Annotated in this window: 21 protein-coding genes and 1 tRNA gene; 15 read left to right on the forward strand and 7 right to left on the reverse strand. The window is 61.1% G+C overall.

The annotated features are described in order from the left end of the window. Positions 1 to 16 precede the first annotated feature (16 nt). Positions 17 to 1,438 carry an MFS transporter gene (locus AB1555_07900; GenBank protein ID MEW6246617.1) on the reverse strand — a complete coding sequence of 474 codons (1,422 nt, stop codon included), beginning with the start codon at positions 1,436 to 1,438 and terminating at the stop codon, positions 17 to 19. 289 nt (positions 1,439 to 1,727) lie between these two features. On the opposite strand from AB1555_07900, the gene AB1555_07905 reads away from it, so the two are divergent. The 3 genes from AB1555_07905 (at position 1,728) to AB1555_07915 (ending at position 3,064) form a co-directional block, all read left to right on the forward strand. Beyond that, positions 1,728 to 2,387, forward strand: a complete 660-nt coding sequence (locus AB1555_07905) for a hypothetical protein (GenBank protein MEW6246618.1) — start codon at positions 1,728 to 1,730, stop codon at positions 2,385 to 2,387. Between the two features lie 54 nt (positions 2,388 to 2,441). Further along, positions 2,442 to 2,726 carry a zinc ribbon domain-containing protein gene (locus AB1555_07910; protein MEW6246619.1) on the forward strand — a complete coding sequence of 95 codons (285 nt, stop codon included), beginning with the start codon at positions 2,442 to 2,444 and terminating at the stop codon, positions 2,724 to 2,726. Between the two features lie 65 nt (positions 2,727 to 2,791). Beyond that, positions 2,792 to 3,064 carry a hypothetical protein gene (locus AB1555_07915; protein ID MEW6246620.1) on the forward strand — a complete coding sequence of 91 codons (273 nt, stop codon included), beginning with the start codon at positions 2,792 to 2,794 and terminating at the stop codon, positions 3,062 to 3,064. Between the two features lie 63 nt (positions 3,065 to 3,127). Here AB1555_07915 and AB1555_07920 read toward each other — a convergent pair whose 3' ends face one another. Together AB1555_07920 and htpX are read right to left on the reverse strand one after the other, a co-directional pair. Then, positions 3,128 to 3,625 carry a glutathione peroxidase gene (locus AB1555_07920; protein ID MEW6246621.1) on the reverse strand — a complete coding sequence of 166 codons (498 nt, stop codon included), beginning with the start codon at positions 3,623 to 3,625 and terminating at the stop codon, positions 3,128 to 3,130. Between the two features lie 137 nt (positions 3,626 to 3,762). Next, positions 3,763 to 4,647, reverse strand: a complete 885-nt coding sequence (htpX, locus tag AB1555_07925) for a protease HtpX (GenBank protein ID MEW6246622.1) — start codon at positions 4,645 to 4,647, stop codon at positions 3,763 to 3,765. A gap of 288 nt (positions 4,648 to 4,935) precedes the next feature. Between htpX and AB1555_07930 the strand changes: the two genes are divergently transcribed. Both AB1555_07930 and AB1555_07935 read left to right on the forward strand, forming a co-directional pair. Next, positions 4,936 to 5,358, forward strand: coding sequence for a cupredoxin domain-containing protein (locus AB1555_07930; GenBank protein ID MEW6246623.1), 423 nt, complete (start codon positions 4,936 to 4,938; stop codon positions 5,356 to 5,358). Between the two features lie 249 nt (positions 5,359 to 5,607). Next, positions 5,608 to 6,624 carry a phytoene/squalene synthase family protein gene (locus tag AB1555_07935; protein MEW6246624.1) on the forward strand — a complete coding sequence of 339 codons (1,017 nt, stop codon included), beginning with the start codon at positions 5,608 to 5,610 and terminating at the stop codon, positions 6,622 to 6,624. Positions 6,625 to 6,786: 162 nt separating this feature from the next. Here AB1555_07935 and AB1555_07940 read toward each other — a convergent pair whose 3' ends face one another. The 4 genes from AB1555_07940 to AB1555_07955 form a co-directional block, all read right to left on the reverse strand. Further along, positions 6,787 to 7,068 (reverse strand): hypothetical protein, encoded by a 282-nt coding sequence (locus AB1555_07940; GenBank protein MEW6246625.1) that lies wholly within the window; start codon positions 7,066 to 7,068, stop codon positions 6,787 to 6,789. Positions 7,069 to 7,080: 12 nt separating this feature from the next. Next, positions 7,081 to 7,494 carry a hypothetical protein gene (locus AB1555_07945; protein MEW6246626.1) on the reverse strand — a complete coding sequence of 138 codons (414 nt, stop codon included), beginning with the start codon at positions 7,492 to 7,494 and terminating at the stop codon, positions 7,081 to 7,083. 115 nt (positions 7,495 to 7,609) lie between these two features. Then, complete coding sequence (locus AB1555_07950) at positions 7,610 to 7,948, reverse strand: (2Fe-2S) ferredoxin domain-containing protein (GenBank protein ID MEW6246627.1); 339 nt, start codon at positions 7,946 to 7,948, stop codon at positions 7,610 to 7,612. Between the two features lie 19 nt (positions 7,949 to 7,967). Continuing rightward, the gene (locus AB1555_07955) at positions 7,968 to 8,303 is read right to left on the reverse strand and encodes a hypothetical protein (GenBank protein MEW6246628.1); all 336 of its coding nucleotides are present in this window, start codon (positions 8,301 to 8,303) and stop codon (positions 7,968 to 7,970) included. Between the two features lie 203 nt (positions 8,304 to 8,506). Here AB1555_07955 and ald point away from each other — a divergent pair, with 203 nt between their 5' ends. From ald to AB1555_08005, 10 genes are all read left to right on the forward strand, one after another. Beyond that, entirely contained in the window at positions 8,507 to 9,610 is a 1,104-nt protein-coding gene (ald, locus tag AB1555_07960) for an alanine dehydrogenase (protein MEW6246629.1), read from the forward strand. Positions 9,611 to 9,639: 29 nt separating this feature from the next. Beyond that, positions 9,640 to 9,716: transfer RNA gene (locus tag AB1555_07965), tRNA-Pro, on the forward strand. Positions 9,717 to 10,180: 464 nt separating this feature from the next. Further along, entirely contained in the window at positions 10,181 to 10,477 is a 297-nt protein-coding gene (locus AB1555_07970; GenBank protein MEW6246630.1) for an acylphosphatase, read from the forward strand. A gap of 34 nt (positions 10,478 to 10,511) precedes the next feature. Then, positions 10,512 to 11,477, forward strand: a complete 966-nt coding sequence (locus AB1555_07975) for a sigma-70 family RNA polymerase sigma factor (protein ID MEW6246631.1) — start codon at positions 10,512 to 10,514, stop codon at positions 11,475 to 11,477. A gap of 16 nt (positions 11,478 to 11,493) precedes the next feature. Continuing rightward, on the forward strand, positions 11,494 to 12,009 hold the full coding sequence (locus AB1555_07980; GenBank protein ID MEW6246632.1) for an adenine phosphoribosyltransferase: 516 nt from the start codon (positions 11,494 to 11,496) through the stop codon (positions 12,007 to 12,009). 203 nt (positions 12,010 to 12,212) lie between these two features. Then, positions 12,213 to 12,770, forward strand: coding sequence for a TraR/DksA family transcriptional regulator (locus AB1555_07985; GenBank protein ID MEW6246633.1), 558 nt, complete (start codon positions 12,213 to 12,215; stop codon positions 12,768 to 12,770). A 193-nt stretch (positions 12,771 to 12,963) separates the two neighbouring features. Beyond that, entirely contained in the window at positions 12,964 to 13,647 is a 684-nt protein-coding gene (gene queC / locus AB1555_07990) for a 7-cyano-7-deazaguanine synthase QueC (GenBank protein MEW6246634.1), read from the forward strand. A gap of 9 nt (positions 13,648 to 13,656) precedes the next feature. After that, on the forward strand, positions 13,657 to 13,821 hold the full coding sequence (locus AB1555_07995; protein MEW6246635.1) for a hypothetical protein: 165 nt from the start codon (positions 13,657 to 13,659) through the stop codon (positions 13,819 to 13,821). Between the two features lie 56 nt (positions 13,822 to 13,877). Further along, positions 13,878 to 14,246: a cytochrome c gene (locus tag AB1555_08000; GenBank protein MEW6246636.1), complete on the forward strand. Its 369-nt coding sequence runs from the start codon at positions 13,878 to 13,880 to the stop codon at positions 14,244 to 14,246. A gap of 198 nt (positions 14,247 to 14,444) precedes the next feature. Then, positions 14,445 to 14,701 (forward strand): hypothetical protein (locus AB1555_08005; protein ID MEW6246637.1); only part of this gene is annotated, 257 nt, incomplete at its 3' end.

The raw sequence follows: 14,701 nt of genomic DNA on the forward strand, positions 1-14,701 counted from the left end.
CAGAGTCCGGTCGCCGTCAGGCGTGCGAACGTTTCCCGCTGAAGAGCTGAGTGAGCGGCTTGATCAGTGAAAGTCCCCGGACCAGCCGGCTCGGAGAGGTGAGTTCGACGGCGCGCGGTTCACGGAAGGTATTGAGCAGGCCGGCGGAGACCGCCAGCCGGAGCAAGCCGGAAATCAGGAACACGATTGGAAGGTTGGAAACCGGATGAAGCTCCAAGGGCAAGAAAGCGATGGGGATGGCTGAGGGTGTCACGGCCGTCAGCCAGCTTCCGATCAGGGCTCCGACGATCCATCCCGCCGCATTGATCGCATTGGTCACCGCGACGCCTGTGGCTTTGTCTTCCGCGCGGACCGCGTCGAAGACGTAATTCTGCAATCCGAGGGTCATACCGGCCCAGATCACGCCGCCCAGGAAATTCACTGCAAGCAGAAACACCAGGTTCGTGCTGAGCAGATACAGCATGGGCAGAAACGGCACCGCCCAGCCGGTCACCGCAATCACCATCTTGTTGCCGAACCGGTCGCTGATGCGGCCCCAGGGTTTGAGCGCGATGAATTGTCCCAAGGTGCCGGCGGCCACCCAGGCGGCGTACTGCAGGTAGCTGAAGTGGAGGTCGCGAAGCATATACACGACGAAAAACGGGCCGGCGATGAGGACGCACACATGCATGAGCCCGGAGAACAGCAGAAAGCGTCTGAAGTCTCCGCTCGACGATCGTCCGAGAAAATCAAGGAACCGGCCGTCGGTTCGCCGTGGCGCCGGCGCCGCCTGCTCGTCGATCTTGGCCAGACAGTAAGCGGACAGGCTGCGCGCCACCGCCGCCGTCGGGAAAATCAGCGCAAAACCGACCCATGGAACCTCCGAGGATCGTCCGGCGTCCAGGAGGAGCCCCGCCGTGAACAACGCGCAGAAGCTGGCGACCGCCATGAGACGCGCACGCCGAGCGAAATACGCGCCACGGCCGTTCGGAACCACGAAATCGGTGATCAGGCTGTTCCAGGCGGGAATGGCGAGATGCCCCATCGCCACCTGGATGGTCGCCACGGCGATCAGCAGCCAGGGGGCTGCCCAGGGAAACAGGAGCGGCAGGATTAGGATGGGGAGCCACAGAGCGGCCTGTCCTGCCGCTCCCAACAGGATCAGCGGCTTCCGATGAGCAACGTGATTCAACGCTTTCACGGAAACCAGTTGGGCCCAGGTTCCGATGAGCTGGGGGAGCGACGACAGGATGCCGATCTGAACGGGGGTGGCATGCAGGAAGAGCGCGAAGGCTGACAGGTAGTTCTCTCCTCCCCCTTGAGCGACGGCTTGAAAGGCGCCCTCACGGATGCCATATCTCCGGTTGCGCTCGTCCGAGGGTTCCTGCTCATCCGCTGCAGCGCCGGCGAGCTTCGCGGCAGGTCGTACAGGCGTGGGTACAGTCGATGGATCCGTCACGGTACAGGCAAGGAAAGTACGGGGCTGTGGGGAGCGGTTGGAATGCCCACGAGATCGGGACCCGGGTTGCTCTTGGTCGCGGCGGCGTTCGCGGTGCCTTGAAAAAGCGCTCACGATAGCTCGTTCGATGTGAGGACCCCTGACGCTGCCTCCGCGCCATTATAGCAGACCACTCCTCATGGGCCGACGAACCATTGAAATGCCCAGGGGTATGCAGTAGGCTGGTAAGAGTTAGCAGAACGTCTCACCGTTTGCCCGGTCGATCCGGGAAAGGGAAAGGAGGTGCGGCATGAAAGTCACCGATCATGGCCCGACTCCGCCTATAGTCCGTATGACGATGCTCGTCCTTGGCCTGGCCACATTTGTCACGGGAATCGGCTTCGCTCCGGTCAGTCAGGCCAGAGAGTTGATGACACCCAAGGAACAGTCCGAGACGGAAGTAGACCCGACGACGGTCCCCTTGTTCGACAGCCAGAAAAAAGGCGTTCCGCAGTCTATTTTTGTCTGGATCAAGTTCGCCAAGGGGTTCGAAGAGGAATGGGATAGTTTCGGCCGGAAGGGGTGGTACACGCAGGACCCCCGGTTGAAGCCCATCGGGGCCGGCACAACGGTGTTTACGCCGGACACCCCGGCCATCTACATCGTGTTTGAAGTGGCGCCGCTCGAGGACCCCGCGCAGTTCAGCGCCCAGTGGTTTCTGGAGGAGGAGGGCGGAAAACTCTCCGAGACTCCGATCGGCAAGGATGCCCTGGAAGTGCCGGGTCACTCGCGATACGGGTACCTGGAATTGAAGCGGCCCGACAGCGCCTGGCCCAAAGGCGACTACCTGGTGAAGATCTACATCACCCCGCTCGGCCAACAGCCGTTCCATGCGGCCAATCAGGTCGGCACGATGCGGTTTACGATTTCGGATCAGCCCGCGCAAGTCGCTCCCGCTGTTCAAAAGTAGGACGGCCGCCGGACCTTTCTTTCTCCTTGGGACCACCGAATTCGGAGAGGGGCGATGCCGATCTATGAGTACCTGGCCGAACGATGCGACCGACAGTCGACTTGTTCTCTGAAAAAGGAATACCTTCAGCGTGTGTCGGACGCTCCGCTCACAGCCTGTCGCGAATGCGGCGCGCCGATTCGCCGAGTCTTCTCCTCCTTTGCCGCTCGGTCCGGCTCGGTCGGCGTTTCCAGACCTGACCCCACTCCGCTCAACGTCACGGGTATTCCGGCGCCGACGCAAATGCCGGGCGGCGGGGCGGAAGGACCGTGCGGCGGGGGCCATGGCCACGAGCATTGAGGTTGCCGGTGGCAGCGCTCGCAGGAAACCACGTGTGAAGGCTGAGACCAGAGGGACAGGGAGAGATGAAGGAGACGGATCCGGACAAGCTTGCGCTCTTGTACGAGCGCTTCAAAGACGTGTGTCTGGTTGAGAAAGAAATCTGGACTGAAGTCTTTCTGCCGCGGGAGATCAAGCAGGGACCCGTGCGGACCAATGTGCAGGATCGCTACGAAGTGGTGATCGACGATAAAGATGTCGAAGCCGCGCTCGAAGCGAATATTCCTCTGGGAGACAAGGCCCTGGCTGCGGCGATCCAGGAATATCGCGCGCACATCAGTTTTCTTAAGAAGGGTTAGAGGCAAGTGGTAAAGGGCTAGGGCGCACACCTCTCGCCCCAAGCCTCCAGCCTCTCGCCCGCGCTACTGCGCAGCCAGCGCCGTCTCGATTCCCCTGACGATGTCGTCCGAGAGCGGTTTCGTCCGATGATGGTAGCGCGCGATCACCCGCCCTGATCGATCCACCAGGTATTTCTGAAAATTCCACTCCACCTCGCCGGGGAACGGGCTTTGCTCCGTCAGATACCGGTACAGCGGATGCTTGTCGGGACCTTTTACGCTGATCTTGCCGAACAGGGGAAACGTGAGACTGTACTTAGTGTAACAAAAGTTCTTGATCTCCTCATTGGTCCCCGGCTCTTGCTGGCCAAAGTTGTTGGCCGGGAATGCCAGGATCTCCAACCCCTGGTCCCGGTATTTCTCATACATCTTCTGCAAGTCGGCGTATTGCGGAGTGTTCCCGCAGAAGCTGGCGGTGTTGACGAGCAACAACACCTTGCCGCGAAATCGGCTGAGCGACACCGGTTGGCCGTCGATGTCGTCGAGCGTGAAGTCATAGACGCTTGAGGATTGCATAGCCATCGCCCCTGTCCTTTCTTGAGCGGCCTGAGCCGGTCCCGGAGGAAACACGTATCCGGACCCGCATCCGGCGACTGCCCCGAATCCTAAGACGAGCCACGAAAGCCTTTGTTTCAGCAGCGGCATAGGAACACCTTGGGTTAGAGCCTCTGGAGCACAGTGATCCGTTCCTCAATCGGCGGGTGCGTGGCAAACAGTCGCAGGAAACCTGAGGTTTTACCCGAGATTTTCATGGTGGCCAAGGCGTCTTGAGCGGAATATTCGAACTGAGCCCGAGCTACCCACCGGTCAATCGCCTGCAGGGCCGAGATCATCGCGTCTTTGCCGTAGACCTTGGCCGAGAAGGCGTCAGCCGCGAACTCCCGACGACGGGAGAACCAACTGATCGGGATCATGGCCAGGATCGACAGCACGAATTGCAGGAAGAAATAGACGCCCAGAGCCAGGGCTTCGTTGCGTTCGGCGAGCTGTCGATAGACCCAGCGGCTGATCAGATAGACGAAGGTGTTCATCAATCCGGCCAACACCGTGGTCGTGAACATGTCGCCGTTGTAGACGTGGCCCATCTCGTGCGCCAGGACCGCCCGCACTTCCTGCTCGTTCAGATTGTTCAACAGGCCGGTCGAGACCGCCACCATGGAGTTGTTCTTGCTCGGGCCGGTCGCGAAGGCATTGGGGTCCGGCGAGTCGTAGACCCAGACTTCCGGCATCTGAATCCGCAGGCGCTGCGCGATCTCCTGCACGGCGCCGTACACCACCTGCTCTGCATGAGACCGCGGTTGCGTGATCTGATAACAGTCCAGCATGGACCGCGCCATCTGTTTCGAGAAGGCCAAGCTGAGGAAGGCGCCGCCGAATCCGAAGACCATCGCCCAAACCAGATCCTGCTGATCGACCACGCCTCGCACGTCGATGCCGAAGGCCGGCAGGACGACGTTCACCAGCAGGTTGAACGAAATCGACAGCGTGACGAAGATCAAGACGTTCGCGATCAGGAGCAGCGTCATTCCCTTAAGCCACTTCATTCATGTCCTCCTTGGTCATGTCCTTGCTTGTTTGGTCATACCGTTTCGCAGGTCCAGGTGCGAGACCGTGACCCGATGGTTGCCTTAATATACTACAGCGTGCGGGCGGGAATAGCATCCTCCGGCCTCTCAGGCGATCTTATCGGGGGGTTATGATAAGGCTCGTTGCGTATCGGTCAAGTCGTGGCACGCCGACGCCAGGCGTCCTGTAAGTCCTTGAGGTCGCGAGACTTGTTGACCCGCGTCACGCCTTCTGCTACAAAGCCCCGCGTGAAACGCGTTTGTCGCATGACCCTGATTCCTGCGGTGGCGCTGATCACAGCCGCTGGTCTGGCCTCCGGCGTCGACGCGCTGGCCGATCAAGAGAAGCCGGCCGAGCCGGTCGTCGCTACGCTCGGTGCCGACGGGATTCAGCGCGCATCCTTCACACTGGACAGCTATTCGTATGCGCCGAGCCATCTCATTGTCGAAGCCGGAAAACCGGTCGAGTTGACACTCACCAGCGTCACGCTGCTCACGCCTCATAACTTTGTGCTGAAAGACGCGGCGGCCGGACTGGCGGTGGATCAGGATGTGAGCGCCGGCAAGACCGTCACGGTCCGCTTTACCCCGACACAACCGGGAACCTACACTTTTTACTGCGACAAGAAGCTGTTGTTTTTTGCCAGTCATCGTGAAAAGGGAATGGAAGGCACGCTCGAAGTTCGCTAGCCCGCATTATTCATGACGGTTCGTCGCGTTTCACCCGTTGCAGCGGAAGAGCAACGGGTACCCGGCAGACGCGTTGTGAGACGGGCAAGCGCAGCCGCGAAGGAGGGAAGCATACTTGAACAGTATGTTGACCGACTGAGTGGCGAGCACGCCCGTCGGAACAGCGTATCTGCGTTTGCAGCAGAAGCGTTCATGAATAATGCGGGTTAGAGGTCTGCCACGCGTCCACATTCCTCCCAACAGCCGCTGTTGCGCGACATTCTCAAAGATGTCTCCCGGTCGTTCTACCTGACCCTCATCGTTCTGCCCTCTGCGGTGCGAAATCAGATGGGGCTGTCCTACCTCTTCGCGCGCGCGGCCGACACGATTGCGGATACGGATCTGATCGACCGCGGACAACGTCTGTTGTTCCTCAAACAGTTCAGGGCCCAGTTCGCTGAAGACCACGTCAACTGGGAAGAAGTTCGGACAATCCAAACGGCCCTGATTCCCCGTCAAACCGATTCGGCCGAGCGCACCTTGCTCAAGCGGCTCGAAGACTGCTTCCGGCTGTATCTGGAGTTCGCGCCGGGAGATCGGGCCCGCATCCGGCGGTTAATGGGAACGCTGCCCAACGGCATGGAGATGGACCTGACACGATTCCCCGGCGATTCGGCGCGCGACCTGACTGCGCTGCAGACGATGGACGACTTGGACCTCTACACGTATTACGTGGCCGGCTGCGTCGGAGAATTTTGGACGCGGATGATGTGCGCGCATTTCCCGTCGTTGGCCGGTTGGGATGAGGCCGGCATGTCGGCCCTCGGCGTGCGATTCGGCAAGGGATTGCAGCTCACCAACATTGTCAAGGATCTCCCTCGGGATCTCCGGCGCGGGCGTTGCTACATCCCGGATACGTTCCTGAAGGAGGTAGGACTCGCGCCACAGGATCTGCTCAAGGCGGAGAGCCTGCCCGCCTTCAGGCCGGTTCTCCGCAAGCTGATCGCGATCGCGCGCGAGCATCTCGACCAAGGATGGCTCTACACGATGGCGATTCCCCGACGAGAAGTGCGCCTGCGCCTCTCCTGCATGTGGCCGATCCTCCTGGCAGGCGAAACGCTCCGATTGGTCGCTCCGTCCGACGACCTGTTGAATCCCGCCGTCACCGTCAAAGCCTCCCGCGGCACCGTCTACCGCGTCATGGCCTTGACCACCCTGACAGGAGGCTGCGGCTACACCGCCACCGCGTACTGGGGGTGGCTCAGGAAGCAAATGGGGATCCCGTAAATTTCGGCCCGCGGCAGACCCTCTCGCTCTTTCTCCGCTCGTCCGCGGGTGACGCCAACCTGAGAGCCCCTGACCCATTGCTAAGACCCATTGCAATGAAGAATGCAATGGGGGCCCCGAGCAACGGGTACCCGGCTGGTTGGCGGCAGGACCCGCCACTTCCTACTTCTTCTGCGGCTCCAGCAGCTTCTCCCCCTTCCGGAATACCGCGTAAATGGCCTGCGACGGACAGGCGTCGAGGCAGAGACGGCAGCTTTCCAGACAGCGGGAGGCGTCGAACTTGAACGGCGGGGTGGAGAGCCAGGCGCCGGTCGGACAGATGGGAATGCAGACGGCGTTGTGCGTGCACCGGTCGGGGTGACGGACGAGGTGATCTCTGACGACCATCATGGGTTTCACTCCCTCAAACAGAGCCTGGGAAAAAATCTCCAGCATGTTCTTCATGGCCGGCTGTCCTCACTTCCACCGATCCACGAGTTGCCGAAGCCGCTCCTTCAACTCCGGGATCTGCTCGAGATTATTTTCGATCGCGCCGATGATTTTTTCCAGCCGTGCCGAGCGGAGCGCCTCTTTATCTTGCCGAACCAGCCGGTCATATTCGGCGTACGCCTCCGGATGCCTGGGCTCCAGATACCTTCTGGCGCAGTTGAGGGCTTCGCCCAATTCCCAGGGTTCCGGACTCAACGGCGGGGCCACGGTGAACGACCCGTCCTGAAAGACCAGCACCGCCGCGCCGGGCTTGCCGGTCAGGGGCGCCACGGCTGCGATCGATTTACCGACCGCGCGGTCCCACGACAGGGTCAGGCCGGGAAAACGCTTCATGAAGGCGACTTTCTCCTGATTGGCTTTCCACTTTTCCTCGACGGGCATGACCGGCCTCGCTTTGCTCTAGGCTGAGGTTGACGTTGGGGTTTAAGGTTAAGATGATTCGGGTAGGGATGGTGAAATGACGGAACTTGCGTTTACCTCAGCGTGAACCTTGCCCTTAACCTTTCTTTAGGGGCGGTTCATGGTCGGGCATCAGGAGGCGTTCCACGATTTCGCCCTTCATGATGTGCCGCTCCATGATTTCCGTCACGTCGGCTTCAGAACCGACCCAATACCACACCCCCTCGGGGTAAATCACGACGCTGGGACCGTATTCGCAGTGGTCGAGACAACCGGCCTTGTTGGCCCGGACCGTGCCTTTCAGCCCCAGGCGCTCCACTTCCTTTTTAAAGAACGCCTGCAGCCGTTCGGAGCCGTGGTTGGCGCAGCAGCCGCGAGGGTCTTCTTTCGGCCGCTGATTGACGCAGACGAAGATGTGATGCTTGAACGTGGACACAAGGCGTCCCTAGCCGCGGTCACGTGGTTAAAGCCGAGGGCTGCGTCTGGAGTTTGACGAGGAGGCCGGTCACATCGCTGAGCATAATCAAAGGCGAGCCGCCGCCCTGCCCGTCGAGAATCGCCGCGATTTCCCGCAGGCGCAACTGCGCCCGTTGGAGTTCGTCGGCTCGCGCCAGATCCGACGGTTGCCCTGAAGACAGCTTGTCGAATTCGGAACGGATATCGCGGAAATCGCGCTGCAGGTTCTTGTGCATTGAACAGGTCTCACAGTACCACTTCGGGCTTTGATCGGTTGAGGGCGACAAGCGGTCATAGGGCCGACCGAAGAAGTCTTTGCCGAGCGAAAGCTTCATGAGCGGCTTTCCCGCAATGCCGCACGCGTGACAGGCTTCTGACGACAACCTCGCACCCTCCATTCCGACAAGGGGACCGCGGCCCCGCAGGCCGGGCGCCATCTTACACCAGGCTTCCGCAGGGTGTCTACCACGCACGGGACGGTTCGGTGCCGGTCGGAGTATAATGGCGGAGGAATCAGGCCGGGGCAGAGGAGGAGCAGATGATCATCGGCGTTCCCAAAGAGATCAAGGACCATGAGTATCGCGTCAGTGTCACCCCCGACGCCGCCCAGGCGTTGCTGAAGGCCGGCCATGTGGTGTGGGTGGAAGCCTCTGCCGGCGAAGGCAGCGGGTTTTCGGACGATGCCTATCGACGAGTCGGGGCTCAGGTCACGTCGTCCAAAGAGGAAGTCTTTCAGAAGGCCGACCTGATCGTCAAAGTGAAAGAGCCCCAGTTGTCCGAATGCCGATTCTTCCGTCCGGGACAAGTGTTGTTCACCTACCTGCATTTGGCGTCCTCGCCGGAACTCACGAAGGCCTTGTTGGATGCGCGCGTCACAGCCATCGCCTATGAGACGACCGAGGACAGGCATGGGAACCTGCCGATGCTGAAACCCATGAGCGAGATCGCCGGGCGCATGGCGGTGCAGATCGGCGCCCGGTATCTCGAGCGGTTGCAGGGCGGGCGCGGGGTGCTGTTGGCGGGCGTGCCGGGAGTTGCGCCGGCCAACGTCGTGATTCTGGGGGCCGGCACGGTCGGGAGCTCGGCGGCCCGAATCGCGGTCGGGATGGGCGCTCATGTGACCGTCATCAATTTGGACCTGGAACGCTTGCGTTATCTGGATGATCTCTACCAGGGGCGCATCATCACCCTGGCCGCCAACCAGGCCGATATCGACCGTGCGGTGGAAACCGCCGATCTCGCCATCGGCGCCGTCCTGGTGCCGGGCGCCCGCGCTCCCAAGCTGGTGTCACGCGCGGTTGTTTCCAGCATGGCACCCGGCTCGGTCGTCGTCGATGTGGCGGTCGATCAAGGGGGCTGCTTCGAGACGACCCGACCGACGACCCATTCCGATCCGGTCTATGTCGCGGACGGTGTGCTGCACTATTGCGTGCCCAACATGCCGGGAATCGTGCCCCGGACGGCGACTTTGGCCTTGACCAACGCGACACTACCCTTTATAGTCCGCCTGGCTTCGGAGGGGGTTGAGCGCGCGATTCGCTCTGACCCTGGCCTGGCGAAGGGCGTGAATCTCATGGGCGGCAAGGTGACCTGCAAAGGCGTCGCCGATGCGCACAGCATGACGTTCGAGCCCTTGACCTGAGCAAGCCGGCACACATCGGATGACGGGATCGGGGCGTAGCGCAGCCCGGTAGCGCACCGCGTTCGGGACGCGGGAGTCGGAGGTTCAAATCCTCTCGCCCCGACCATACTGCTATGGTCAAGGAGGATTTGAAGCGGCTGAGCGCCGACGGCTAGGAGGAAAAGGTCACCGTCTGCGGTGACCGGCAGCGAAGCCGCCGGGCCGGAGGCCAAATCCTCTCGCCCCGACCACACCAAGCTTGCTCGTACCGCCCGCTCTTTAACGCTTTATCGAATGTGTCGCGGGCGGATCAATACCTCAAGGGTTCTTCCCTCATGTGGTTCGCTCGACCCGGAGCCCTTGCGATTGATCTTGGCGACGGGATAACCACCTGCAGCGTGTTCCACCTTCTTCCGCAAGTTCATTTGCGAGCGGTCGGTGACTTCGGGTTTTCCTCGGTGTGACGTTCTCGCTTTCCCCCAAATTCCTCCGCATGTTCTCAAGAAAAGCGTGACGCGTGAGCGGAGGTATGAGAATATCCTCTCCCGAACGGTCTCCTCTCGGTGAATCCGGCGGCATGCGCGTGCAGCCATGACCGAACCGCGCGGTAAGTCGCTTGTCAGAGCCAGAATTCTCGTAAGCGGACGAGTGCAGGGAGTCGCCTACCGGGCGTTTACCCGTCAAGAGGCCGTTCGTCGAAACCTGTTGGGCGGCGTCAGGAATTTGGACGACGGGCGCGTCGAGGTCGAGGTTGAGGGCGAAAAAGAGTCGATCGCGGATCTCATCGAGGCGCTCAAGGAGGGCCCTCCGTTGGCGCGCGTCGACGACCTCCAGCTGACGTGGAGCGCGGCGTCGGGCCAGTACAAAGATTTTCGGATTTGGCATTGACGACGGCGGCAGCGGGTGAAAGGAAACGATGATCGTGAGCGATGACGACGATCTGAACGAATCGGTCGACGCCCAGGACGAGGACGGCGCAGAGGACGAGGAGATTCACGAAGCGCCTTTGCCCAACGGCCGCAGCGTCAAAGTCCGAGGGCGGAAAGAAGAGAAGTCCGAAGGGCTCGATACGCTGAAGTCCTATCTGCGGGAAATCCGACACAACTCCCTTCTGACCTTTCGGCAAGAACAGGAATTGGGCAAGCGCGTCATGGCGGGCGACATGAGCGCCCGCGAACGGATGATCGAAGCCAACTTGCGCCTCGTGATCAGTATCGGCAAGCGATACATGAACCGGGGTTTCCCGTTCGCCGATATCGTCGAAGAGGGGAATCTCGGGTTGATCAAGGCGGTCGAGAAGTTCAACTATAAGCGAGGGTTCCGCTTCAGCACCTATGCGTCCTGGTGGATTCGGCAGTATATTGAACGGGCGATCATCAATCAGGGTAAACTGGTCAGGCTCCCCGTTCATGTGGTCGAGCGGCTCAACCGCTACCTGACCAAAGTCGAACAGCTCGGTCAGGAGCTGGGACGCGAGCCGAAGACGCACGAGATCGCCGGACGGATGAAGATTTCCGAAGAGGAGGTTCTCGATCTCAAGCAACTGATCCGCACGACCTGCTCGCTCGACAGCCCGATCAACGATCGAAGCGACACCTTTCTCCGCGACGTGATCGAGGACCCCCTGAGCGCCTCTCCTGCGGAGACCGCCGAGGGCGTGATGCGGCGTGAGGAATTGATGGCGTGGGTCAAGGAGTTGCCTGAGAAGGAGCGAACTGTGGTAATCTCCCGCTTCGGTTTGGACGGCGGAGAAGCTCAGACCCTTGAGGAAATCGGAAAGGATCTCGGTCTGACCAGGGAGCGGGTCCGGCAGATCGAAACCGCGGCTCTGGTGAAGCTCCGGACTTCGATCGAGAAAAGAATGATGAGGCAGGACGATTTGTTGTAGAGGGGCCGAGCGATCGATGGACTACAAAGCGCTCATTCGTGAAGTGCCGAATTTCCCCAAACCGGGCATTCTCTTCTATGACATCACCACGCTGCTCAAGGACGCCCGCGCGTTCAAGAGCATCGTGGAAGAGCTGACGGCGCGCTATCGCGGCCGGCACATCGCGAAGGTGGTCGGCATCGAGTCCAGAGGGTTCATCCTGGGCGGGACTCTCGCGAATCAGCTCGGCGCCGGCTTCGTGCCGGTCAGGAAGCCGGGTAAGTTGCCGGCCGACAGCTTCGAGGTCAAATACAATCTGGAGTACGGCGCGAGTTCCCTGGCGATCCACCGCGATGCGATTGCGATCGGCGAACGGGTGCTGATCGTCGACGATCTGCTGGCCACCGGCGGAACGGCGGCCGCCACCGTCCACCTCGTCCGTCAACTGGGAGGCGAGATCGCCGGCCTGGATTTTCTGGTGGAATTGAAGAGCTTGAACGGACGCGACAAGCTCAGCGGTTACGATGTTCATTCGACGATCATCTATCCCTAGCCCCCGACCTTCGGGAGCTCGAACGGATCTTCTTGCGCGGTTCGGTTCCTTTGGGCGTAAGCTTGTTCTGACACCCTGCTGATTCCATGCCTTGGCTTAATCCGACCTTTCCGTCCGAACAAGGTCTTGCACAATCATCTACACCGTGCTATGAATGCCGAACTTTTTCGGCCGTCCGGCCGATCCGGTGAAGGTGAGGCGACATGGCGGGTAAAGTGCAGGCCAAGAAGAAAACCACGTCTAAGAGCAAGGCGCCCGGCAAGCCCGCGGCGAAACCCCGGGTATCCTCCAGCGCTGTTGAGATCAAGGAACCTCGATCGCTACAGCCTCGCGCGTTGGGCAAGGACAAAGAACCCGTCAAGAGCAAAGAGGAACAGGAGCGGCGACGGGAAGCGCTGTACCGCATGTTGATGGGCAAGCGCCAGGAAATCATGAAGGAGATCGAAGGCAACCTCGGTCAGTCCTTGACGGAGGACCAGCAGCGGCGGCTTGAATCGGCGCGCGACGTCGGCGACCAGGCCCTCATGGATTTGGAGCGCGAGTTGGGCATCTCGTTGATGGAGATGCGGAACCGCAAGCGCCAACTCATCGACGAAGCGCTGACTCGCCTGGCCGAGGGCACTTACGGGGTGTGCGCCGAATGCGGCGTGGAGATCAGTGAAAAGCGACTGGCCGCGGTGCCGTTCGCGAAGCTCTGCGTCGAATGCCAGTCCAAACTGGAGTTGCTGGAAAAAATCGAGAAGGAAGAGGAACGGGAGTAGGCTGTTTCTTGATCGGTTCCTTGGCTGAGAAGTTTCCGTCTCGTGTCTGTTCGGCTCACATTGTTCTCCCCCGAGCGTTTTCTTCGACGAACGATCCCTCACAGCGGCCGCCGGCTGATTCTCGCCCGCGCGATCAGGTACAATGCTGTTTGCGCCTGGTGAAACGGCGAGGACACGACAGGAACGGTCCGTGATGAAAGCGGTCGTGCTCGCGAGCGGCGGTCTGGACTCCACCGTCACGGCGGCGGTCGCGAAACAGGACGGCTGCGCCCTCTATTTCTTAACGGTTTCGTACGGGCAGCGTCATCGGATTGAAGTCGAGCGCGCGCGCGAAATCGCGCGGACCCTGGGCGCCGCCGATCATGTCGTGCTCGAGTTGGACCTGCGGCGCTTCGGTGGCTCCGCGCTCACGGGCGCCGAGTCGGTGCCCAAAGACCGGGCGCCCGCTGACCGGGCCGAGGGCATCCCGGCGACCTATGTGCCGGCCCGCAACACCGTGTTCCTGTCGCTGGCCCTGGCCTATGCGGAAGCGCTGGACGCCCGGCACATTTACTTCGGCGCCAACGTGCTGGACTACTCGGGGTATCCCGATTGCCGGCCGGAGTTCATCCAAGCGTTCGAAGCCGTGGCGAGACTCGGCACCAAAGCCGGAGTGGAAGGACGGGCGGTGACGATCCGGACCCCGTTGCTGTACCTGTCCAAAGCCGAGATCATCCGGACCGGCGTGGCGCTGAAGGTGCCGTTCCATCTGACCCACAGTTGCTATGATCCGGTGCCGCCTGGCCTGGCTTGCGGCCGCTGCGACAGTTGTCTCATCCGGCGGGAAGGATTCCAGCAGGCCGGAGTTGCCGATCCCATTCAGTATGCGGTAGGTTAGCCGAGTCCGATGCCTGTCTCTCCGGAAGAATTCTTCATGTATCTGACGATCGCGCTGATCGTGCTGGTTCCGGTGTCGGCGCGTCTCTATCGGCGCGTGACGATGAAGCGGACGACCGAGATGTTGCGGCGGCAATTCGGCCGCGCCGAGGCGCCGGAGCGAAAACCCGAATGAGCACACGGGTGACGCGAGAATATAAGGCGAGGGATCCCGGGGCGCCGAGGGCCTCAATGCGGGCGGGGTTGACCCTTTGTCTGCTGGCGGCCGGTCTTTCTTCCGCCTGCGCCGACGGATCGGCGACACAGAATGCGGCGGTTCCGGCAGAGTTTCGGACCGGCGCGGCCAAGTTCAAGGCCAACTGCGCCGGCTGTCATGGCGAGCGGGCCGCCGGCACGACTCAGGGCCCGCCGCTGGTCCACAAGATCTACGAACCCAATCACCATCCGGATATCACCTTCCAGCGAGCAGCCGCGAACGGCGTCCGCGCCCACCACTGGAACTTCGGGAACATGCCCAAGATCGACGGGGTCACGCCTGAAGACGTCGATCAGATCATCCGCTATGTCCGCTGGCTCCAGCGCCAAGCGGGAATCAACTGAAGACCCGGCGCAATCCCTGCCTTCCCGCGGTTCGCACGTTCCAGGCCCGCTCCCGTCTCGGCCGCATCCGGCGGTTTGACATTTTCTCAAAGCGGTTCGTAAGGTAAACCATCGGTCTCTGGAGCTCCTAGCTGCCGGTTATGAGGTGACATCTACAGACAGTCCATTGACACGACTGGTTCCATAAAGGAGGGAGCTATGACACGGTCAGGGAATTGGTTGATAGGGGGACTTGGTGCGGTCGGTCTCTTCCTGATGACGTCGGGCTGCGCATTGGTGGCGATCGATGCGGGACATGAAGGCGTCCTCGTCGAAAAGCCGTTTTTCTTCGGTCACGGCGGTGTGGATCCCGTCCCGGCGACCACCGGCCGCGTCACAGTGGCGCTGACGACCCAGGTGATCGACGTGGATGTCCGGCCGATTCAATATTCGGAGCACTTCGACATCATTTCGGC

It is taken from the genome of Nitrospirota bacterium (genome assembly GCA_040755395.1).
Classification (GTDB): Bacteria; Nitrospirota; Nitrospiria; order Nitrospirales; family Nitrospiraceae; genus DATLZU01.